The organism is Enterococcus sp. AZ071 (assembly GCF_050499065.1).
Classification (GTDB): domain Bacteria; phylum Bacillota; class Bacilli; order Lactobacillales; family Enterococcaceae; genus Enterococcus_A; species Enterococcus_A ferrettii.
Window position 1 is genome coordinate 307,697 of the sequence record NZ_JBIPAS010000001.1, and the last position, 21,842, is coordinate 329,538.

The following is a 21,842-nucleotide window of genomic DNA, read 5'->3' on the forward strand; positions in this document are numbered from 1 at the left end:
CTCCTCCTTACTACTATCATAACAGAAATTGCTTTATTAGAAAAAGGGTGTCTATCTTTTGTTTCTATTCAAGTCATGATACAATAATAAAGCAACAATGTTATAAAAAAGGAGTTTTACTATGATAAGATTTGCCGAAAAACAAGATGGACCTGCTATTGCTGAATTAATCCTGGTTATTTTAAAGGACATGGAGCTGCCATTTGTCGAAGACTTCGGTGAAGCAGCAACGAAAGAAGCAATCATCACGGCCTACGACGATCCAACCTATCGCTTTGGTTATCAGCGAGGATTGGTAGCGGAGGTGGATGGAAAAATTGCAGGAGCTGCTTTTGGCTATCCGGCAAAGGACGAACCAATAATTGATCGACCATTAAAAAAATATCTTGTCTCTAAAGGATTGCCGGAGGACATTGAGATGTTTATTGATTCGGAAGCCTTCCCCAATGAATGGTACTTAGATTCAATTGCGGTGGATGAAGCTTTTCGTGGACAAGGAATTGGTTCAAGCTTATTAGAGGCTGTGGATCTAATCGCCATTCGAGATGACGAAGAGATTGTCGGTTTAAGTGTAGATCGCTTGAATCCTGGTGCAAAGAAATTGTATCTGCGAGAAGGATTTGAAGAGGTGGGACAACATACCATCAGCGGTCATCTATACGATCATATGCAACGCAAAATAAAAACAGCTGTCCGTGAAAAGGTCAGCTGTTAATCGAGCAAAGAGCAGTTTTTGAAGCTGCTCTTTCTTTTGCATTAGATTTACTGCGGTTGTATAACCAGTAGTCCATAATGGCTGCCACACAAATAGCGACAGGCGCATTTTTAGGGTGGTTGATGTCTAATACATAATAATCACCAGTTAAGAAGCTGGCTTTATTCATGGTCATAATGCGACGGTTGAAATGATTGATTGCGTAATGATGGTTGTAAATATTCCCATAAACAGCCCAGTTCAACTGCTTGATGTAGTAAAAATCTCCTGGCCAATTGAAAATTTTATGTAAGGTACCAACCTTGGTAAAATTTTGGTAGATTTCAAATTTACGACCAAAAACCACGCTGGCTTGTTTAATATATGCAACCATCTGTCCGTTCATCGCATAGAGGGAAAGGACATTGCCCTTTCGCCCCCATTGACCAACCATCAAGTAGACTGCTTTGCCATCTATATCTTTGACGATGGTACGTGTCGCTGAACTTAGATGTTTTTCTTGAATAAGGTATTCCGTCATTTTTTTCACCACTTTTGGTAATTGTTCACTCAAGGACCTGTTCAATTGCTTTTGCGACACCGTTTTCTACATTTGTGTCAGTTACGAATTTGGCATAGGATTTAACTGCTGGTTCAGCATTGCCCATTGCAAAGCTGGTGCCGGCATATTTTAACATACTGATATCATTGAAGTTATCACCAATCGACATTACTTCATCAGCAGTGATCCCTTTTGATTCAGCGTATTGAGCAAGTGCGATGCCTTTTTGGGCATTTTCATGATTAATCTCAATATTGCTGGCTTCAGAGGCCGCAATTGCAAGCTCACCTAATGTGCTCAATTTCTCTGTCATTGCTTGCAGCTTAATCGGACCATTTTTGTCAAAGGCAATAACCTTCAAGATTTCCTCGTTATTGTCAATCACCGTTTGACGCATGTCTTTAACGTACGTAATCGGTAAAATGGTTAAACGCTCAGCGGTAGCTGCAATCGCCATTTTTGGTGAAAGCTCTGGCGCCATTTCTGCTAAATGACTAGAAAAGAAATCAATCCGATAAACTTTATTTTCGGAATATACGTGCTTAGCTGTAAAAATTTCAAAATAGATTCCAGCTTCTTCAAGCATATCCATGATTTGAAAAGCTTTTTCGCGAGGAATCGGTACCGAAAATAAAACGTCTCGATTGGCGTCCAGCACTAAGGCGCCATTTAATAGAATCATAGGAACATGGATGTTGGCTTCGTCTAATGAAGCAAGTGCGTGACCAATCCCGCGTCCAGTAGCAGCAATAAATTCTACTCCGGCTTTTTGGGCTTTGGAGATGGCTTTGACGTTTTCTTCAGGTACCTCCATGTGGTTATTCAATAAAGTACCATCCATATCAGAAGCAATCAATTTGATCAAAATTATTCACCTGACTTTCTTATCATACGTAGTTAGTGTAACATATTCCAAGAGAGGATAACCATCTGAATTAATATCTTTAACAGAATTTTGTAGGAAGAAGGGAATCGTATGAAAAAAATCATTCACAATTCTTGGCAGGACGTATTAGAGGAAGAATTTCAGAAACCTTATTATTTGGAATTACGCGAATTTTTAAAAGAAGAATATCGTTCACAAAAGATTCACCCAGATATGTTTCACATTTTTGAGGCCTTGGAATTAACTCCTTATGAATCAGTCAAGGTTGTCATTTTGGGTCAGGATCCTTATCATGGTATCAATCAGGCACATGGACTGTCGTTCTCAGTGCAACCTGGAGTAGCTATTCCGCCTTCTTTACGTAATATTTATAAAGAGATGCAAAGTGATTTAGGAATTCCACCCGTTAATCATGGAAATTTGGTCAGCTGGGCTAAACAAGGAGTCCTGCTGTTGAATACCGTTTTAACTGTTAGAGAAGGACAAGCCTATTCTCATCGAGGAAAGGGCTGGGAGCAGCTGACAGATGCCGTCATTAAAAAACTGAATGAACGTGAAGAACCGATTGTATTTATTTTGTGGGGGAAACCGGCTCAGGAAAAAAGTGCAATGATTGATACTAGCCGACATGCCATTATCAAGTCGGTACATCCATCACCATTATCTGCCAGTCGGGGATTTTTAGGTTCTAAGCCTTTTTCTCAAACCAATGAATTACTGATCGGTTGGGGTGAAGAACCAATCAACTGGCAGCTTCCTGAAACAGTGTAGTATGACAACGGTTGCTGTTACAGATACAAATAGAGTAAAACAGCTTTTTCTTAGTGTTTCCTAAGTTTTTTTGGTAATACAGCAAAATTTTTCTGTATTTTTTTTGAAAAGTAGTGTATCATGTGAAAGTAAATAATATGTGGAGGGTTTTATAAGTGGAACTATTTGATAGCTTAAAATTTAAGATTGTTCGTCGTCAGATTAAAATTGTTTTTCCTGAGGCTACAGATGCCCGTATCTTAGGCGCAGCAGCTCGTTTGAAAGCAGAAGAGTTGTTGGAACCGGTATTAGTTGGTAATCGTGATGAAATTGCAAAAGCAGCAATGGCTCGTGGATTGCAAGCAGATAATTTTGAAGTGATTGATCCTGCATCTTTTGATCGCTGGGATGAAATGGTTGAGGCTTTCGTCGAACGTCGTAAAGGAAAAGTATCAAAAGAAGATGCTGAAAAAATCCTTAAAGATGAAAATTACTTTGGCACAATGCTAACGTATATGGGTATTACTGAAGGAATGGTTTCTGGTGCGATTCACTCAACCGGAGATACTGTCCGTCCGGCTTTGCAAATCATTAAAACTCGTCCAGGTGTTAGCCGTACCAGCGGAGCAATGATTATGCTGCGTGGTAGGGACCAAGAAAAATATTTGTTCTCAGATTGTGCCATTAACGTAAATCCTAATGCACAAGAATTAGCTGAAATTGCTGTAGAATCTGCTAGAACAGCTGAACTATTTGATATCGAACCAAAAGTTGCTATGATGAGCTTCTCTACTAAGGGTTCGGCTAAAGCTCCAGAAGTAGATAAAGTGGTTGAAGCAACTAAGATTGCGCAAGAATTGGCACCAGACTTTGTTATTGATGGTGAGTTGCAATTTGATGCTTCATACGTATCAAGTGTTGCTCAATTAAAGGCACCGGATTCAAATGTTGCTGGTCAGGCTACTGTATTCGTCTTTCCAGAATTACAATCTGGAAATATTGGCTACAAAATTGCGCAGCGCTTAGGAAACTTTGAGGCAATTGGTCCAATCCTGCAGGGCTTAAACAAACCAGTTTCTGACCTTTCTCGTGGAGCAAATGAAGAAGATGTTTATAAGCTGTCAATCATTACCGCGGCTCAAACATTAATGAAATAGGATAAATTTACCGGCTGCTAAAGTGTCATTTGGCAGCCTTTTTTGATGCAGTTTACTGATTTAAGAAATGTTTGCCTAAGTCTGTTGGTGTCTGTTAAGCAGTGATAGTGAAGCTGCGTTGACTAGTATATCTTGGTTTATTATTCAGGTAAAAGGCATCTAAAATATTGTGAGAATACTTAGGAAGCATAATTTGGAACTAGTAGTTAATTAAACATACAATATATGATAATCACCGGAAAAAGTATTTTTCGGTGATTTTTGTATTTGAATGAAAGGGCACCTTTCAAATGAGAGGTGTTGAAAAATGCAAAGATTGAGATCACTTTGATCGATATAAGATTCTTATTTAAGCAACTGAAAAATTGAAAAGTTGTGCATAAATAAATTAGGTGCTGGTTTTAGGGAAATTTCCCGCGATGATGACACTTATACCAAGAAAAATAGTCCTTTCCCAGAAAGGCAGCAAACTATTGTTTCAGATACTTTTTGATCCTATACTACAACTTGTAAACGATCACAAAAAAGAAAGTTGCTTAAATAATAATAGGCAAATTTCAAGAAAAGGGAGATACATAATATGGGATTAGTATTAGCAAGAATCGATCAACGATTAATTCATGGAATCGTCGTAACACAATGGGCAGGAGCAACGAAAGCCAAACGTTTAATGGTAGTGGATGATGAAGTCAGCAAAGATGAAGTTCAAAAAGCAGCTATGCGGATGAGTAAGCCAGCGGGAACAGGAATGTCAATTATTGATGTTGACACAGCAATTACTAATTTCAACAATGGCAAATACGATAGTCACAATGTTTTTATGATTGTGCGTGAACCAGAAACACTTATTCGCTTAGTTGAAGGCGGTGTCAAAATACCAAAGGTTAACATTGGCATCATGTTTGATGGTGAAGGCAAAGAAACAGTTAAAAAAATGGTTTCAGTTGATCAAAAAGAAATAGACGACTTGAAAAAGCTGGAAGCAATGGGCATTCCTGTAACCTTTCACTTTGTCCCAGGCGATCAAGAAGAAAGTTTAGCAACATACATTAAATAGTAAGGTGGCAATCTCATGGAAATTATTCAAGGAATATTAATCATTGCACTATCCGTTTGGATGGTTTGGGATCAGCAGGGTTTAGTTGTAACAACCTGGTTTCCGATTATGGTCGCACTTTTTGCTGGAATTATTATGGGAGACATGACAACAGCAATGGTCATTGGCGGAACCTTCCAGCTGATGGCGTTAGGAGTAGCTAACATCGGTGGTTCTTCCGTACCGAACTGGGGATTGGCTGCTTTAGTTGGTATCTATGTGGCCATTCGTACAACTAATAACATTGAAGAAGCCAAAGCGGTTGCTTTAGCAGTCGGTGTGCCAGTTGGAATGTTGGGAATTCAGCTAGATGTATTGGCAAAAATTTTGAACACTTATGTAACCCATGCTGCTCAAAATGCAGCAAATAAGATGAATTTCAAAAAGATGAATCGTATTTTATGGATCGGACCAGCCATTTTTGGTTTGTCCACAGCAATACCAACGGCTTTGTGCGTGATTTTCGGTGATCGGATTGTTAATTTGATTTTGAATTTTGTACCGAAATGGTTTACTGATGGATTATCCATCGCTGGAAGTATGTTGCCGGTAGTCGGGATTGCTTTATTACTGCAAGTAATGCCAGTTAAAAAATATTTGACTATGCTTTTAATCGGTTTTGTCTTGGCGGCCTATCTCAATTTGCCAATACTAGGTGTTTCAATTGTTGGCTTTGCCTTAGCTTATTACTTCTTTACGACTGAAATGAAAAAGAGCACACCAGAAGCACCAACAGAAACAGGCATTGTGGATGAAGGAGATGACTTTGATGAATAATCCCGAAACGAAATTGACCAAAAAAGATATTAATCAAGCGGCGTTCCGTTATATGTTTATGGCCTGTAATATTTTCAACTATGAAAATCAGCAGGGACCAGCAGTAGTATATGGACTAGAAAAAGCGTTGCGTAAGATACATCCCAACGATGAGGATTATCTAGCTTCTTTAAATAATCAATTCAAATATTTCAATACGACAACTTGGATGGCAAATCTATTGTTAGGTGCCAGCTTAGCAATGGAAGAAAAGGACGGAGTAAATTCTTTAGAAGCGGTACAAAACTTCAAGACCGGTATGATGGGACCCTTAGCTGGGGTAGGTGATACATTGGTCTGGGTGCTGTATCCGACCATTATGGGATCGATTGCTGCGTATATGGGACTTGAAGGAAATCCTACAGGAGCCATTATCTGGCTAGTACTGAATATTTTCTTTCTATTTTTCCGATTCAAATTATTTTCAATTGGTTATACGTCAGGAATTAAGCTAGTAACGGTTTTAGGTGCAAAAATTTCTGTTTTTACTGAGGCAGCTTCTATCATGGGTTTGACGGTAGTTGGGGCGTTGATTCCTTCTGTTGTTAAGATCAATGTTGGCTTAGTATTTCAATCTGGAAAGGTTAAATTACCTATCCAAACGCAAATTTTAGACAGTATCATGCCGGCACTGCTTCCAGCATTACTGACATTAGCCGTTTACAAGTTAATTGCAGCTAAAAAAATGAGTGTTATCCAAATTATTTTCGGTGTAATTCTCTTAGCGTTAGTCCTGTCGTTCTTTGGTGTGTTGACCGTTTAATAAAAAGAACTGGATAGTGCCTATATTCAGTCTGATAAAAAAGGAGCAGCTTATGCGAAAAATTATTTTAGCCAGCCATCACAATTTAGCGATTGGCATGAAAGATACCTTAGAATATATCATACCAACTGTTGGGGACATTACAGCCATTGCCGCATACACCACCAATATGCCTGTGAACGAAGAAATTGAGGCAGCTTTAGCAGATATAACGGAAAAAGATGAAGCAATTATTTTCACAGATTTATTAGGTGGTTCAGTTAATCAAAACTTTACTAAATATTTGACCTATCCCAATGTTCATTTAATTGCCGGGATGAATCTACCTGTAATCATGTCGTGCTTGCTGCCATTAGGCGATGCGGCTATTGAACCTGAACAACTGCGACTGGCTATTCAGGAAGGACAGCAGCAGATTGTATATGTGAATGACTATTTAGCTCAACAAACCCTTGATGAGGAGGATGAATAATGACAGCCGAATGGTGGAAAAATAGTGTCGTTTACCAAGTGTATCCTCAAAGCTTTAAGGATAGCAACAATGATGGCATTGGCGATTTTCAAGGGATCATTGAAAAATTACCTTATCTAGCTAAACTAGGTATCGATGTTATTTGGCTGAATCCCATTTTTGATTCACCGTTAATAGATAATGGCTATGATATTGCTGACTATGAGAAAATTTTGCCTCAATATGGGACCATGGAAGATTTTCAAGCATTATTGACAAAAGCTCATCAATTAAATATTCGGATTATTTTAGACTTAGTTGTCAATCATACAAGCGATCTGCATAAATGGTTTACAGCTTCTAAAAAGGATCGAGAAAATCCATATGCTGATTACTATATTTGGAAGGATCCAAAGCCGGATGGATCTGCGCCAAACAACTGGGGATCAACCTTTGGCGGCCCTGCTTGGGAATATGTTGAAAGTCGCAATCAATATTATTTGCATTGTTTCGCAAAGGAACAACCCGATTTGAATTGGGAGAATGAGGCTCTTCGTCAAGAAATCTACCAAATGATGCGTAAATGGTTTGATTTGGGAATTGATGGTTTTCGGATGGATGTCATCAGCTTAATTAGTAAAGATCCTAACTACCCTGAAGCACCGGATACCTTGGCTTACACGAAATCTTATTATGCCGGAGCTTCAAATGGTCCTCGTGTTCATGAATTTCTTCAAGAAATGAACCAGGAAGTTCTTCGTCATTACGATGTGATGACAGTGGGGGAAACACCTAATACCAACAGCACTCAAGCTCAGCTGTATACTTTTCCTGAGCGAAAAGAATTAAATATGCTTTTTCACTTTGATCATATGCACCTAGATTATGGTAAATATGGCAAATTCTCAGATATTCGATTTAAGCTTAGTGATTTGCGCAACACATTAACCGAATGGCAGAATAAATTGGCCCGGGGGTGGAATTCTCTCTATTGGAGCAATCATGATCAGCCTCGTGCAGTAACTCGATTCGGTGATGATGGAGAGTACCGTGAAGTCTCTGCCAAAATGCTGGCAACTCTCTTGCATATGATGAAGGGTACACCGTTTATTTTTCAAGGGGAAGAATTGGGGATGAAGAATGTACCTTTCACAGATATTACGGACTATCAAGATATTGAAACGAAGTATTTTTATCATGAAATGACTGAAGCGGGAGAAAAACCAGAAGATATAAAAAGAGCCGTGTATTTAAAATCTCGTGATAATGCTCGTACACCCATGCCTTGGAACGGTGAGGATAATAGCGGCTTTTCCGAGGCAAAGCCATGGATTGCTTACTCACCAGATAATCGTTGGATTAATGTAGAGGCTGCACTAGCAGATCCTGATTCAACTTTTTATTATTACCAAAAATTGATTGCGTTGCGGAAAGACTATCCGATTATTCAACTAGGAGAGTACCATTTGATCAATGAAGAGGATTCAGCTGTTTATAGCTATCTGCGAACGTATCAAGATGAGACGTTATTAGTTATTTGTTCCTTCAGTAAGGATAAGGTAAATGTCAGTGTGCCACAAGATTTATTAAAAAAAGAAGCAAGTTTACTGTTAAGTAATTATACAGAGACCGCTGCCAAGCCGATTGCTACAATGCCATTGCGACCGTATGAAGCAATCGTTTATCACTTACACTAATTCTTAGAAGCCTGCGAGGATCTACTTGATTTCTCGCAGGTTTTTTCCTAGTATAAGGAAGAGAGGAGCCTGTGTACTGATGAATTTTGACCAGCATATTAAAGTGAATTACGAGTCTTTATCCGAAAATGAACAGGAAATGATTTATTATATTCGCAACCATCGACAGGAGGTGATCAAGCTTTCGATTATCGAGTTGGGTGATAAGCTATTGTCTTCTAAGAGCTCTGTTCTGCGATTAGCCAAAAAATTAGGCTTCCGAGGCTTTTCTGACATGAAATATGCCATTGAACAGTCTCTTTCAGAAAAAGCCATTGCGCCAACCGATTTAGTTGCTGCTTTGAAGAAAGAGGTTGAGCAGACATTTCAATATGCTGAACAAACCAATTTTCAACCACTGTTGGATAAAATTAAACAAGCAAACCAACTGCATCTCTATGCTACAGGTTTTACTCAAAATAATTACACTAAAGATTTTGCCAACGATCTATTTTTATCTAATCGACCCAACTTTTTAATTTCCGGTGAAACTAATTTCGAAATGATTAGTCACACGTTAACTAAAGAAGATTTGGTGATTGTGACATCGCTAAGTGGGGAAACACCAGCGATTAAGGATACCATTCGAAATTTGGAATTAAACAAAGTTCCAATTTGCAGCATCACTTCGTTTGGTAAAAGCTTTCTTAGTGAGGCAGCTGATTTTCAGCTATATTATGAAACCTCGGACTTACCAAGTCCAGTAGTTGGTGGTGGCAATTCGATGGTGGGTTTAAATATCATTTTGACTATTTTAGCTCGTAAATATCGGGAATTTGTTCTTTTCGATGAGTAAGACAGCAAATTCGATCTGAAGTAAGGAGAATGGATTCTCACCGTTTCTCTTTTTACTTTCCTGCCGTAAATCGGTATACTGTCTGGTAGAGATCATTGGAAAAAGGAGCTACGCAGAGTGATTATTTTAAAGGATACACAAGCAACTGAACGCTTAGGCATCATAATTGGTGAAGTTGCTGAGCCGGGGGATAATTTAATTTTAACGGGGGATCTTGGCGCAGGGAAGACCACCTTAACTAAAGGGATTGCTAAAGGATTGGCCATTGTCCAAATGATTAAGAGCCCTACCTATACGATTATTCGTGAATATCAACAGGGGAAAATTCCGTTATACCATATGGACGTTTATCGTATTGATAGTGGTGCTGATGACTTAGGCTTAGATGAATATTTTGAAGGTGAGGGTCTTTCAGTCATTGAGTGGGGCCGCCAGTTGGGAGACTATCAGCCAGAAGACTTTTTGGAGCTGCTGTTACATAAAGATATTGAGAATGATCAAAGACGAAAAGCAGAACTGATAGCACATGGTGAACAGGGAAGTGCATTAAAAGAACGGATTCAGGAAGTGTGGGAGCAAGAAAATGAGTGAAGCCTTGGATGTTGTGATTCGGGAAGCAATTCCTGATGATGCAGAAGCTTTGCTGCAGCTGAGTCAGCAGGTAGCTCAAGAAACCGAATACCTAGTAATGGATGAAACCGGGATGGCTTTGACACCAGAAATGCTGGCGGTGCATTTGGAAAGCTTATATGAAAGCCCCAATAATTTGCTGTTGGTAGTTTTTGTGGATGATCAGCTGGTGGGTAATGCTTCAGTGAAGGCTTCGGCTGAATACCGGGTAGCTCACATCGGTGAAATTGGGATTAGTATTTTGAAGGAATTTTGGGGACTTGGATTGGGTTCATTGCTGATGGAAGAAATTCTTTATTGGGCGCAAGAGAGCCAAGTCATTAGAAGGCTCGAGTTAACGGTTCAGACCCAAAATGCACGAGCGGTTCAATTGTATCAGAAATTCGGCTTTCAACAGGAAGCAACGATGATTCGCGGTGCTCGTAGTAACCATGGAGAATTTCTGGATGTTTATTTAATGAGCTTGTTGATTGACTAGACTTAAAAATAAAAAACCGAACAAGAAGCAAATTTGCTAGTTGTTCGGTTTTTTCGTATGTCATATATTATAAAGCTTTGACTAATTTTTTCAGGGGATCAGTACCAAAGTGTTCTTCTTGGTAAAGGAGAATTTTTGCACAGGCACGACTGTCTTCTAAAGCGTCATGATGGTTTTCCAAAGGAATCGATAATTCGCTGCAGACCGTATTCAAGCGATGGTTGTGCATCTCAGGGAACAGCTTACGACTTGTTTGTACGGTACACAAAGATAAATAATTTGGCTGAGGAATTTGATAATAATCCAAGCAGCCTGCTAAGACCTTGGTGTCAAAGCCGGCATTGTGAGCGACAATTAATCGATTTTCTTGATAGTATTTCTGAATTTCGTCCCAGACCGCTGGAAACTTAGGTGCCTCAGCTACGTCTTCGGGATGAATGCCGTGGATTTGAATGTTTTTCCAGAAAAAATCCGTTTCCGGTTGAATCAACGAATAATATTCTCCGATAATCTGACTATTTTTTACCATAACCAATGCCAACGAACAGGCACTATGAGTTTGGTAGTTAGCAGTCTCAAAATCCATTGCGATAAAGTTCATCAAAAAAACCTCCCACTCAGTTGTACCACAAAAGGCAGCAATTGAGTAGCAGGCGTGCATTTTTTCAAAAAAATCTTAAAGGCTGATATCTAATTCTACGGGACAGTGGTCACTGCCAGTAATTTCAGTCCAAATTTTGGCATCGGTTAACTTTTCTTTCAAATCATCAGAAACAACAAAATAGTCAATCCGCCACCCGGCATTATTCTTGCGAGCATTAAAACGATAGCTCCACCAAGAATAGACACCAGTTAATTCTGGATAGAAGTATCGGAAAGTATCAATATAGCCATTTTCTAGCAGATTTGTAAACTTTTCTCGTTCTTGTGGTGTGAAGCCGGCATTTTTTTGATTCGTTTTCCAATTTTTCAAGTCGATATTTTGATGGGCAACGTTTAGATCACCACAGAAAATGACTGCTTTTTTAGTTTTTAGTTCATTTAAATAAGCTAGGAAGCTTTCTTCCCACTCCATCCGGTAATCCAATCGTTTCAATTCGTTTTGGGAATTAGGAGTATAGCAGGTGATAACATAATAATCCGCATACTCTAATGTAATCAGTCGTCCTTCATTATCGTGGACCTCTTGATTCATACCATAAGTGACCGCTATCGGTTCGTGTTTAGTAAAAATGGCTGTGCCAGAATAACCCTTTTTCTCAGCATAATTCCAGTATTGATAATACCCAGGCAGATCCATTTCAATTTGCCCTTCCTGCAGCTTAGTTTCCTGCAAACAGAAAAAATCAGCATCTAATTCGTTGAATACATCCATAAAGTTCTTTTTCATTACGGCCCGCAGTCCGTTAACATTCCATGAGATCAGTTTCAAGATGATTCCTCCCTTTCCCTTATTCTAACGAAAAAGCCGATGGGAAACAATTATAAAAGAAGCAATGGTTGTGAATCCTCTTTCCAATGGTAAAATAAAGATGCACGAAAAATCGACGAGGAGGCAGTGATATGAGAATCGGTATAATTGGTTTAGGAGACATTGCTCAGAAAGCCTATCTTCCTACTTATGCCAAGCTGAGTGATCAGGCAACGTTCATCTTTTCCACAAGGCGGGAAGAGGTGCGGAAAAAAGTTTCACAAAAATATCGCTTTCAAGAAACAGTGCCTAATGTAGATGAATTGCTCGCTAAAAAACTTGATGCATGCTTTATTCATGCGGCTACCAGTGCCCATTACGCATTAGCAAAGCGATGTTTAGAAGAAAATGTAGCCGTTTTTATTGATAAACCAGTCAGTGAAAACTACGAAGAAGTGAAACATTTGATGGCGTTAGCCGAGGAAAAAAAGCTGCTTTTTATGGTGGGCTTTAATCGACGATTTGCGCCGATGGTGGAACAGTTACATGGTTTGGCAGATAAACGAACGATTCGACTAGAAAAAAATGAGGTAGAACATCCTTTAGATATAGGTTATGGCATTTACGATTTGTTTATTCATTTAGTAGATACAGGTGTTTATTTACTAAACGGAAATGTAGGTGAAATTCATACCAAAATTTACGAAGAAGCTGGTAAGATGACCTATGCTCGAATGTTGTTGACTAATGCCACAACAGAAGCTTACTTAACCATGGATCTAAAAAGTGGTGCTAAAGCAGAGCAATATCAAGTAACCAGTCCAGACAAAACCTTAGTGCTGGATCAATTAAGCGAGTTAACTATTCGAGAAGATACGACAGAATCGACGCAACGTTTTGGTGACTGGACGTCTGCTCTAGAGAAACGCGGCTTTGAGCAAATGGTACTGGCATTCTTATCAGCATTAAAAGGGGATAAGTCTGTCGACCTGAAACAGGAACATGTATTGTTAAGTCATCGCTTGTGCCAAGAGATGATTAATCGACATATCCGTCATCAACTATAATGGGCTGGTAAGATTGTTATCTGCATGCTAAAATAACAAGGATGTCACAAGAAAGGAACAAATGATGTGGATAGAAAAAAATTAGTAGAGGCAATGCCTGCAATGACCATTTTACTAAATAAACCTTTGATGGATTATACGTATACTAAAACTGGTGGGCCAGCTGATGTGTTAGCATTTCCGAAAAATAAAAAAGAGATTAAACAATTAGTTGATTATTGCCGTGAAAATCGAATCCCTTGGTTGGTTTTAGGAAACGCCAGCAATCTAATTGTGAAGGATGGCGGAATTCGAGGAGTAGTCATGATGCTTACTGACATGACAAAGGTTGCTGTGGAAGGAGATACAATCACTGCTGAAGCAGGAGCTAAGCTGATTGATACCACCTATGTTGCCCTAGAGCATTCGTTAACAGGCTTTGAATTTGCTTGCGGAATTCCTGGCAGTATTGGTGGAGCAGTCTTTATGAATGCAGGCGCTTATGATGGACAGCTGCAGGATGTTTTCGAATCAGTCGATGTGTTGCTGGCAGATGGAACTTTTGAAACTTGGAAATCAGAGCAGATGGACTTTAGCTACCGTCATTCAGCGATCCAAGACCAACCCGCTATCGTTTTAAATGCTCGGTTTAAGCTGACTCATGGAGATTATGATAGTATCCAAAAACGTATGACTGAATTGACAGAGCTTCGTCAATTAAAACAACCGCTGGAATATCCGTCTTGTGGGAGTGTATTTAAGCGCCCAGCAGGTCATTTTACCGGTAAGCTGATTCAAGATGCCGGTTTGCAAGGATTAAAATGGGGCGGGGCTCAAATTTCAATGAAGCATGCCGGGTTTATTGTAAATGTTGATCAGGCGACGGCAACGGATTATATTGAATTGATTGCTCATATTCAGCAAGTGATTAAAGAAAAGTTCGAAGTAACATTAGAAACTGAAGTTCGAATTATTGGAGAAGATCCTCAATAAGAAGGGCGTTAAAAGAGGGTAGAGCCTGGCTCTACCCTCTTATTTAGGTTGTTTCATTAGTTTTAAAAGAACCGCACAAACAGCTGCTGTAGCAATTCCGGCCACAATTGCTTCGACGAGTCCGCTGCCAAAAATAATTCCTAAAATGACACCATAAACAGCATCTGCTGCGACTTGAGCAACGTTTGCATAGCTGTCTTTGAAAAAGAAGAAAATCAGGTTCATTACCAAGATGGTGTTGGTCATGGACCCCATTAGGCCAGCGACGAACAAACTCACCGGTTGTGCTTTTGTTTTCATTAAACGATTAATTCCAATGTAAACGAAATAGGGAACAATGCCGATTAATATACGTGGAACGATGGCTACAATTACAGCCCGCCAGTCTCCCTGACCTGTTAGCGGATTCGCAATAAAAGGTGAGAAAACAAAGGACATTGGAGTAATAACGATAGTTGAACGAGCTAGACTAAGAATTCCAAAAATCCCGCCTAATCCAGCACCAATTTTTGGACCCAAAATAATTGACGCAATAATGACTGGAATATGCATAGTAGTGGCATTGATCGGCCCGATTGGTATAAAACCTAACGGGGTGATCGCCAAAATAATCATAATCGCTAAAAACATAGCGGTTAAAGTAAAACTTTTAATATTTATATTTTTCACCGTGCTACTCCTTCAACAAATTCATCACTCGATCAACGATTTCTGAAACATTGGCTAACGCACCACGGCCATAATCGCCGCAGGCCAGCAATGCTTCCCGGGGTTGGATTTCTTCATAACCGACTTCTTGCAAAGTGGTTAAGTTTCTTTGAACGATCGGATTTTGATACATATAGGTATTCATTGCTGGAGCAATAATTTTTTTAGTTTCTGGCAGTAATGCTAAAGCTACGGTAGATAATAAATCATCCGCAAGGCCATTTGCCAGTTTGCCAATGATGTTGGCTGAAGCAGGAGCGACTAAAAATAAGTCAGCCCGCTTCGCTAACTCAATATGGTTAATTTTAGCTGGGTCAGGTTCAGCCATGACGTCCGTGTGAACCAAACGGTGAGAAAGAGACTGGATAGTCAATGGCGTGATAAATTCTTGACTGCTTTGGGTCATAACTACATCTACTTGGTAGCCAAGTTTTGTCAGTTGATTGGTCAGATCGGCTGCTTTGTAGGCTGAAATACTGCCGCTGACTCCTAAAAGAATAGTTTTCATTACGCGTTCTTCCTTTCTAAAACTGCTTCCTTAATCAATTGAGCGATATCCGACTTGGTATGAGCTTCTTTTACTTTATGCTGCTGATTGATTAGATAACCATGATGGGTCTCACCACTAATTTCCGCTAAGTCGTTCGCTAAAATGAAATCAGCTTGATTCTTCTCTAGGCTCTTTTTCGCAACATCCAGCAAGTGAATCATAGGGACATCGACTAACAGCTTGAAGCCAACTAGAATCGTTTCTGGCTGCAGCTCTTTAATTTGCTGGATGACCTTAGGGTTCTTTTTCAGAACGATCACTAAATGATCGGTGTCGGAAGAAATCTTTTTCTCTGTGCGCTCTTGATCTTTAGCCTTTAAAGAGGCGGCTAAATCAGCAGGATGAGTGGCAATGGTTTGCTGCAAATCTTCCATCGTAACGGAACTTTCTGGCGTAAAATCACTCACAGCCATACTATGAATCACTGCAGTATAGCAGTTGACAGTCATTAATTCATTCAATTTATCCGCGAGCTCACTGGTGGATTCAACTAAGTGGAGAGCTACTCGTTGATCGTCGGGCTTAACTGCCTGTTTTGTTGTAATATAGTCAATTGTTGCATTCTCAGACAAAAAAGCTTCAGCAATAGTTTTTCCTAGGCGACCACTGGAATGGTTCGTTATCGCACGCACATCATCAATTTTCTCTGTAGTGCCGCCAGCTGTAATTAGAATTCTCATGATTTTAACTCCCCGGGACGGACTAAAGTGCGGCCAATGTGTTTACCAGTTAAAATGGATTTGGCAGTTTCTGGAACTTGCTCTAAAGATATTTCTTGGACTTTAATGCTATCAGGTACTCGCCATTCATTCGACATTTTCTGCCAAATCGCTGCCCTTTTTTTCATGGGTGTTTCGACTGAATCAATTCCTAATAGATTGACTCCTCGTAAGATAAACGGCAGCACAGTCATCGTTAGCTTCAGTCCACCTGCATTTCCGCAAAGCGCCATACTGCCGCCATAATTAACAAAAGGAATTAATTTGCCTAATTGTTCGCCACCAACCGTATCCACTACATAATCAATTACCTGTTTATTCAAAGGTTTATTGTTTTCTGGGAAGAATTCATCTGGGGTTATTACAGTCGTAGCTCCCAGCTGAGTCAAGTAATCCTTTTGATCCGTTTTTCTAGATAGAGCAACAATTTCCTGACAACCGATTGTTTGTAAAAATTGCAGGGCAAAGCCGCCCACACCACCTGTTGCACCAGTTACCAGTACTCGGCTCTTTTTAGTTAAACCTTGCTGTACCAGTGAATCAATTGCAAGGGCAGCAGTGAATCCAGCAGTTCCATAGGTCATGGCTTGCTTTGTAGTGAGTCCTTGTGGCAGCTTCACGACCCAATCTGCAGGAACAACTTGCACTTCACTCAACCCACCATTTTGACTAACGCCAATGCCATAGCTGGTTGCTAAAACTTCATCACCCACAGTGAAACGGTCATCGTTGGTAGCAGCAATAGTACCTGCCATATCGATTCCAGGTGTTAAAGGATAGCTTCTCAATACTCCAGTATTAGGTTGTGTAGCAAGAGCATCTTTGTAATTGATACCTGAGTAGCTGACAGCAATCAATACTTCACCAGGCTGCAACTCAGGGGCTTCAAAATTCTCAATTTCAGTCGTAATGGTTTCCTCTTTTATTACCCGTAACCGCCGATAAATGGTCATGTAATTACTCCTTTACTAAGAAAAGTTTGTTACTTCCATCTTAGCGGAAACCACGGAAAAAGCAACTTTCTATGTTCTTTTTTCAACAAATTATTCAGGTTAGAGAATTCTAAGAAAACCTTTGCTCTGTCTTGCTTTTTATCAAAAAGTTCGTATACTATAGTGGTGCTATTAAACAAGAAGTTTACTTTTACCAAACAAGGGGGCGAGGCTTAATGGAAATAGGCGAGAAGCTGAAGAATTTACGGATTCAAAAGAATTTAACGCAAGAAGAGCTGGGGGAACGGACAGATTTGTCCAAGGGGATACATATCTCAGCTGGAGCGGAACCTAAGCTCGCCCTCAATGGAAACTTTTTTTGATATTTTAGCAGTTTTAGGAGTTACACCGGAACAATTTTTCAGTCAAAAAATCGGTGAACAAAAGATTCTTTATAAAGAAGAAGACACCACTTCATACAGTGACGAAACCAACGGGTATCACATTAAGTGGCTGATCCCGGAGTCTAATGAGAAAGAAATGGAACCGATCTTGCTGACTTTGGAGAAGGCCGGTCAATACAAGCAATTCTCTCCGTCCTTATCAGAAACCTTTATTTATATTTTAGAAGGAACGATAGGGCTGCAGTTTGGCGACGACTATTTTGTCGCCAATGCCGGTGAAAGTATTTATTATGAGGCCAGCAAACCGCATCGGTTGCAAAACCATGGCAACAAACCAACTAAAGTATTAATCGTAGCGACAGAGTCGTATTTATAAATTAACTAATAAAAGGCGAAGAGCAGAAGTTTTTTCAGGAAGCCCTTCGTTGATGAAAAGGAGCGAGTCATGGCAAACATAATTATTTCTTTTAACGATATCGTAAAAGAATACGATGATGAAACAGTATTGAAAAATGTTAGTTTTGATATAGAAGAGGGACGCTTTTATACCTTATTAGGTCCTTCTGGTTGCGGAAAAACCACTATTTTGCGCATCATTGCTGGGTTTACCGATGCAACTGCAGGAGACATTTATTTAGAAGGTAAACGAATGAACGATGTGCCAGCCAACAAACGTCAGGTGAATACTGTATTTCAGGATTATGCGTTGTTTCCTCATATGAACGTTTTTGACAATGTTGCCTTTGGTCTGAAGATCAAGAAGCTGCCAAAAAGTGAAATTGAAAAGAAAGTCAAAGACGCCTTACGAGTAGTTCAACTGCCGGGATATGAAAACCGCGAAATTACAGAAATGTCTGGGGGCCAGCGTCAACGGGTGGCGATTGCACGCGCGATTGTCAATGAGCCGAAAATCCTTTTATTGGATGAGCCGTTGTCCGCTTTGGATTTGAAGTTGCGAACGGATATGCAATATGAATTGCGTGAGTTACAAAAACGATTGGGTATTACCTTTATATTTGTTACGCATGACCAAGAAGAGGCCTTAGCAATGAGCGATGAAATCTTTGTGATGAACAAAGGGGAAATTGTTCAAAGCGGTACCCCAGTGGATATTTATGATGAGCCGATTAATCACTTTGTAGCTGATTTTGTGGGAGAAAGTAATATTGTTTCAGGTGAAATGATTGAGGACAACTTGGTAAAATTCGTTGGCAAAGAATTTGAATGTGTTGATAGCGGTATGCGTCCTAATGAGCCAGTGGAAGTGGTTTTACGTCCTGAAGATTTAAACATCACTTCACCAGAAAAAGGGAAGCTGGTAGTAACAGTCAATACTCAACTCTTCCGTGGCGTTCACTACGAAATTGTCGGTATTGACCAAGATGGCAATGAATGGACGGTACACTCTACCCGTAAAGCCAAAGAGGGTACTAAAGTCGGCCTAGCTTTCGAACCAGAAGATATTCATGTTATGCGTTTTAATGAAACGGAAGAAGAATTTGATGCTCGTTTAGAAAGCTATGAAGAGTAGGGGGGACTATTTATGAGAAGCATGCGGCGAATTTACTCGATCCCTTACTATTTTTGGTTGCTGTTTTTTGTTATTGCACCAGTGATTCTAATTATTTATCAATCTTTTTTTGATATGGATGGCAATTTTACTTTAAGCAATTACCATACTTATTTAACTTCAAAAACTTATTTAGGTATGACTTTAAATTCTGTTTTATTTGCTTTTTTGATTACTTTAATGACATTGCTGATTAGTTATCCGACTGCTTATTTCCTCTCTAAGCTGAAGCATCGTCAATTGCTGCTGCTGTTGGTGGTTTTGCCTACATGGATTAATCTATTGCTGAAGGCCTATGCCTTTATTGGTATTTTCAGTACGAATGGATCAATCAATGAATTTCTATCCTTTATTGGAATTGGGCCTAAACAGTTGTTGTTTACTGATTTCAGCTTTATGTTTGTAGCGGCTTATATAGAGCTGCCTTTTATGATTATGCCCATTTTTAATGCGCTGGAGGAGATTAATCCTTCCTTGATTAGTGCTAGTCGTGATTTGGGTGCTAATAGTGTGGAGACTTTCCGCCGGGTAATTCTGCCTTTGTCAATGAACGGAGTAAAAAGTGGCGTACAAGCAGTCTTTATTCCTTCTCTTTCCTTATTCATGTTGACACGTTTGATTGGAGGAAATCGAGTAATTACACTGGGGACGGCGATTGAAGAACACTTTCTGGTTACACAAAACTGGGGGATGGGATCAACGATCGGTGTGATTTTGATTTTTGCAATGTTTATTGTCATGATGCTAACGGGTGAACGCAGAAAAGGAGGGCGTGCCTGATGAAAAAAAGACGTTTCTCATGGTCGAACCTCTATTTAGTTTTGGTGTTCGTCTTGCTCTATGTGCCAATTTTCTATTTGATTTTTTATTCCTTTAACGCTGGTGGAACTATGACCAGCTTTACTGGATTTACTTGGGAACATTATGAAACTTTATTTTCCGATACACGTTTAATTAGTATTGTGCTGCAAACATTTGTTTTGGCATTTCTTTCTGCTTTAATTGCGACAGCGATTGGAACCTTTGGCGCCATGTCAATTTACTATACGCGTAAACGTGGTTCAAGGAATGCGCTGATGGGCTTAAATAATATCTTGATGGTTTCTCCCGATGTTATCATCGGGGCCAGCTTTTTGATTTTATTTACTATGCTGGGAGGGTATCTTCGCAGCTTTCAGTTAGGCTTTATCAGTGTGTTGTTGTCTCACGTTGCCTTCAGTATTCCGATTGTTGTATTGATGGTGCTGCCAAAGCTTCAGGAAATGAATGATTCAATGATTGACGCGGCCCGTGACTTAGGCGCGAACAATCTGCAAGTACTCAGTAATATCGTGCTGCCTTTCTTGACACCGGGTATTATTGCCGGCTACTTTATGGCTTTTACTTATTCGTTGGATGACTTTGCTGTTACCTTTTTCGTTACCGGTAATGGATTTTCTACTTTATCTGTGGAAATTTATTCTCGTGCACGTCAGGGAATTAGCCTAGAAATTAATGCGTTATCGACCTTAGTCTTTATCTTCTCGTTAATCTTAGTGATTGGCTATTACTTTATCAGCCGCGACAACACTAAGAAAGGCAAAAAACGTAAACGAGAATTTGAGGAGGTGGCAGTACTGAAATGAGAAAGCTGCAATCACTCTTTATCGGCGTTATTGCCATTATTTTACTGCTGACCTTCTTCGATTTTCGCTTAAATCGGGCCAGCAACGCTAGCTCCAATGTGCTGAATATTTATAATTGGGGGGATTATATTGACCCTGATTTGTTAAAACAGTTCGAAAAGGAGTATGGCTATAAAGTAAATTACGAAACCTTTGACTCTAATGAAGCGATGGAAGCCAAGATTAAACAAGGTGGTACTTCCTACGATATCACGATTCCTAGTGAATACATGATTCAAAAGATGAAAAAAGAAAAGCTGCTGCTGCCATTGGATCACAGTAAGATTAAAGGGCTGGAAAACATTGATCCCCGATTTTTAGACTTGGATTTTGACAAGAATAACCAGTATTCGATCCCCTATTTCTGGGGAACGTTGGGTATTGTTTACAATGATAAGTTTATTGATGGGGATAAAATTAAGCATTGGGAAGATTTGTGGCGCCCCGAGCTGCAAAACAATATCATGCTGATTGACGGGGCCCGAGAAGTTATGGGTTTGTCTTTGACTACCTTTGGCTACTCTATCAATAGTAAAAATATGGAACAGCTGCAGCAAGCAACTAATAAGCTGAACCAGCTTACACCAAATGTTAAAGCGATTGTTGCTGATGAAATTAAAATGTATATGGCCAATGAAGAGAGTGCCGTCGCGGTAACTTTTTCGGGAGAAGCTGCCGATATGATGGGGCAAAATGAGCATTTGCATTATATCATTCCACCTGAAGGATCGAATCTTTGGTTTGATAATATTGTCATTCCCAAAACATCGAAGAATCAACAGGGAGCCTATGACTTCATCAATTTCATGCTGCGCCCAGAAAATGCTAAAGCAAATGCAGAATACATCGGCTATTCAACACCGAACAAAGTAGCTATGGGCATGCTGCCTAAAGAAATTTCCGAGGACAAGCAATTCTATCCTGATGATGAAACCATCAGTCATTTAGAGGTATATAAAGATTTAGGACCAGAATACTTGCAGATCTATAATGATTTGTATTTAGAATTTAAGATGTATCGGAAATAATG

The 21,842-nt window shown here is 39.6% G+C and carries 25 protein-coding genes and 1 pseudogene; 18 read left to right on the plus strand and 8 right to left on the minus strand.

Going from position 1 to position 21,842, the window contains the following annotated elements; all coding sequences use genetic code 11:
- Positions 1-121 precede the first annotated feature (121 nt).
- A complete protein-coding gene (locus IGI49_RS01445; protein ID WP_429963138.1) occupies positions 122-715 on the plus strand; it encodes an N-acetyltransferase family protein in 594 nt (197 codons plus the stop codon).
- Here IGI49_RS01445 and IGI49_RS01450 read toward each other — a convergent pair.
- Positions 705-1,235, minus strand: coding sequence for an LURP-one-related/scramblase family protein (locus IGI49_RS01450; protein ID WP_207702211.1), 531 nt, complete (start codon positions 1,233-1,235; stop codon positions 705-707). The two genes, IGI49_RS01445 and IGI49_RS01450, sit on opposite strands and share 11 nt — an antisense overlap.
- A gap of 25 nt (positions 1,236-1,260) precedes the next feature.
- Positions 1,261-2,121 (minus strand): Cof-type HAD-IIB family hydrolase, encoded by an 861-nt coding sequence (locus IGI49_RS01455; RefSeq protein ID WP_429963139.1) that lies wholly within the window; start codon positions 2,119-2,121, stop codon positions 1,261-1,263.
- Between the two features lie 111 nt (positions 2,122-2,232).
- Between IGI49_RS01455 and IGI49_RS01460 the strand changes: the two genes are divergently transcribed.
- The 10 genes from IGI49_RS01460 (at position 2,233) to IGI49_RS01505 (ending at position 10,815) form a co-directional block, all read left to right on the plus strand.
- A complete protein-coding gene (locus IGI49_RS01460; RefSeq protein ID WP_429963140.1) occupies positions 2,233-2,913 on the plus strand; it encodes a uracil-DNA glycosylase in 681 nt (226 codons plus the stop codon).
- 155 nt (positions 2,914-3,068) lie between these two features.
- On the plus strand, positions 3,069-4,049 hold the full coding sequence (gene pta / locus IGI49_RS01465) for a phosphate acetyltransferase (protein WP_207702214.1): 981 nt from the start codon (positions 3,069-3,071) through the stop codon (positions 4,047-4,049).
- A gap of 580 nt (positions 4,050-4,629) precedes the next feature.
- Positions 4,630-5,106, plus strand: coding sequence for a PTS system mannose/fructose/N-acetylgalactosamine-transporter subunit IIB (locus IGI49_RS01470; RefSeq protein ID WP_429963141.1), 477 nt, complete (start codon positions 4,630-4,632; stop codon positions 5,104-5,106).
- Between the two features lie 15 nt (positions 5,107-5,121).
- Positions 5,122-5,922: a PTS mannose/fructose/sorbose/N-acetylgalactosamine transporter subunit IIC gene (locus IGI49_RS01475; protein WP_207702216.1), complete on the plus strand. Its 801-nt coding sequence runs from the start codon at positions 5,122-5,124 to the stop codon at positions 5,920-5,922.
- The gene (locus IGI49_RS01480) at positions 5,915-6,724 is read left to right on the plus strand and encodes a PTS system mannose/fructose/sorbose family transporter subunit IID (protein ID WP_207702217.1); all 810 of its coding nucleotides are present in this window, start codon (positions 5,915-5,917) and stop codon (positions 6,722-6,724) included. The genes IGI49_RS01475 and IGI49_RS01480 overlap by 8 nt, the downstream gene beginning before the upstream one ends.
- A gap of 52 nt (positions 6,725-6,776) precedes the next feature.
- On the plus strand, positions 6,777-7,196 hold the full coding sequence (locus IGI49_RS01485) for a PTS sugar transporter subunit IIA (protein WP_429963142.1): 420 nt from the start codon (positions 6,777-6,779) through the stop codon (positions 7,194-7,196).
- A complete protein-coding gene (locus IGI49_RS01490) occupies positions 7,196-8,872 on the plus strand; it encodes a glycoside hydrolase family 13 protein (RefSeq protein ID WP_207702219.1) in 1,677 nt (558 codons plus the stop codon). The genes IGI49_RS01485 and IGI49_RS01490 overlap by 1 nt, the downstream gene beginning before the upstream one ends.
- Before the next feature lie 79 nt (positions 8,873-8,951).
- Positions 8,952-9,707, plus strand: a complete 756-nt coding sequence (locus IGI49_RS01495) for a MurR/RpiR family transcriptional regulator (RefSeq protein WP_207702220.1) — start codon at positions 8,952-8,954, stop codon at positions 9,705-9,707.
- A gap of 117 nt (positions 9,708-9,824) precedes the next feature.
- The gene (gene tsaE / locus IGI49_RS01500) at positions 9,825-10,298 is read left to right on the plus strand and encodes a tRNA (adenosine(37)-N6)-threonylcarbamoyltransferase complex ATPase subunit type 1 TsaE (RefSeq protein ID WP_207702221.1); all 474 of its coding nucleotides are present in this window, start codon (positions 9,825-9,827) and stop codon (positions 10,296-10,298) included.
- On the plus strand, positions 10,291-10,815 hold the full coding sequence (locus tag IGI49_RS01505) for a GNAT family N-acetyltransferase (protein WP_207702222.1): 525 nt from the start codon (positions 10,291-10,293) through the stop codon (positions 10,813-10,815). The genes tsaE and IGI49_RS01505 overlap by 8 nt, the downstream gene beginning before the upstream one ends.
- Positions 10,816-10,882: 67 nt before the next feature.
- Here IGI49_RS01505 and IGI49_RS01510 read toward each other — a convergent pair whose 3' ends face one another.
- Positions 10,883-11,416, minus strand: a complete 534-nt coding sequence (locus IGI49_RS01510; RefSeq protein ID WP_207702223.1) for a 3'-5' exonuclease — start codon at positions 11,414-11,416, stop codon at positions 10,883-10,885.
- Between the two features lie 75 nt (positions 11,417-11,491).
- Positions 11,492-12,247 (minus strand): exodeoxyribonuclease III, encoded by a 756-nt coding sequence (locus tag IGI49_RS01515; protein ID WP_207702224.1) that lies wholly within the window; start codon positions 12,245-12,247, stop codon positions 11,492-11,494.
- A 131-nt stretch (positions 12,248-12,378) separates the two neighbouring features.
- Between IGI49_RS01515 and IGI49_RS01520 the strand changes: the two genes are divergently transcribed.
- Both IGI49_RS01520 and murB read left to right on the plus strand, forming a co-directional pair.
- Positions 12,379-13,293, plus strand: a complete 915-nt coding sequence (locus IGI49_RS01520) for a Gfo/Idh/MocA family protein (protein ID WP_207702225.1) — start codon at positions 12,379-12,381, stop codon at positions 13,291-13,293.
- Positions 13,294-13,386: 93 nt separating this feature from the next.
- A complete protein-coding gene (gene murB, locus IGI49_RS01525; protein WP_242704370.1) occupies positions 13,387-14,265 on the plus strand; it encodes a UDP-N-acetylmuramate dehydrogenase in 879 nt (292 codons plus the stop codon).
- 39 nt (positions 14,266-14,304) lie between these two features.
- On the opposite strand, the gene IGI49_RS01530 is transcribed toward murB, so the two are convergent.
- From IGI49_RS01530 to IGI49_RS01545, 4 genes are read right to left on the minus strand one after another with little or no spacing between them, the layout of a single operon-like run.
- Entirely contained in the window at positions 14,305-14,895 is a 591-nt protein-coding gene (locus IGI49_RS01530; protein ID WP_242704371.1) for an ECF transporter S component, read from the minus strand.
- A 43-nt stretch (positions 14,896-14,938) separates the two neighbouring features.
- The gene (coaC, locus tag IGI49_RS01535) at positions 14,939-15,481 is read right to left on the minus strand and encodes a phosphopantothenoylcysteine decarboxylase (RefSeq protein ID WP_207702228.1); all 543 of its coding nucleotides are present in this window, start codon (positions 15,479-15,481) and stop codon (positions 14,939-14,941) included.
- The gene (locus IGI49_RS01540; RefSeq protein WP_429963143.1) at positions 15,481-16,203 is read right to left on the minus strand and encodes a phosphopantothenate--cysteine ligase; all 723 of its coding nucleotides are present in this window, start codon (positions 16,201-16,203) and stop codon (positions 15,481-15,483) included. The genes coaC and IGI49_RS01540 overlap by 1 nt, the downstream gene beginning before the upstream one ends.
- Positions 16,200-17,195, minus strand: coding sequence for a YhdH/YhfP family quinone oxidoreductase (locus IGI49_RS01545; RefSeq protein ID WP_207702230.1), 996 nt, complete (start codon positions 17,193-17,195; stop codon positions 16,200-16,202). The genes IGI49_RS01540 and IGI49_RS01545 overlap by 4 nt, the downstream gene beginning before the upstream one ends.
- Before the next feature lie 215 nt (positions 17,196-17,410).
- Between IGI49_RS01545 and IGI49_RS01550 the strand changes: the two are divergent.
- The 5 genes and pseudogenes from IGI49_RS01550 to IGI49_RS01570 all read left to right on the plus strand — a co-directional run bounded on the left by IGI49_RS01550 (position 17,411) and on the right by IGI49_RS01570 (position 21,840).
- A pseudogene (locus IGI49_RS01550) lies at positions 17,411-17,954 on the plus strand (helix-turn-helix domain-containing protein).
- A gap of 69 nt (positions 17,955-18,023) precedes the next feature.
- The gene (locus IGI49_RS01555; RefSeq protein WP_207702232.1) at positions 18,024-19,109 is read left to right on the plus strand and encodes an ABC transporter ATP-binding protein; all 1,086 of its coding nucleotides are present in this window, start codon (positions 18,024-18,026) and stop codon (positions 19,107-19,109) included.
- 12 nt (positions 19,110-19,121) lie between these two features.
- Entirely contained in the window at positions 19,122-19,928 is an 807-nt protein-coding gene (locus IGI49_RS01560; RefSeq protein ID WP_207702233.1) for an ABC transporter permease, read from the plus strand.
- Positions 19,928-20,773 carry an ABC transporter permease gene (locus tag IGI49_RS01565; RefSeq protein WP_207702234.1) on the plus strand — a complete coding sequence of 282 codons (846 nt, stop codon included), beginning with the start codon at positions 19,928-19,930 and terminating at the stop codon, positions 20,771-20,773. The genes IGI49_RS01560 and IGI49_RS01565 overlap by 1 nt, the downstream gene beginning before the upstream one ends.
- On the plus strand, positions 20,770-21,840 hold the full coding sequence (locus IGI49_RS01570) for an ABC transporter substrate-binding protein (protein ID WP_207702235.1): 1,071 nt from the start codon (positions 20,770-20,772) through the stop codon (positions 21,838-21,840). The genes IGI49_RS01565 and IGI49_RS01570 overlap by 4 nt, the downstream gene beginning before the upstream one ends.
- Positions 21,841-21,842: the final 2 nt, after the last annotated feature.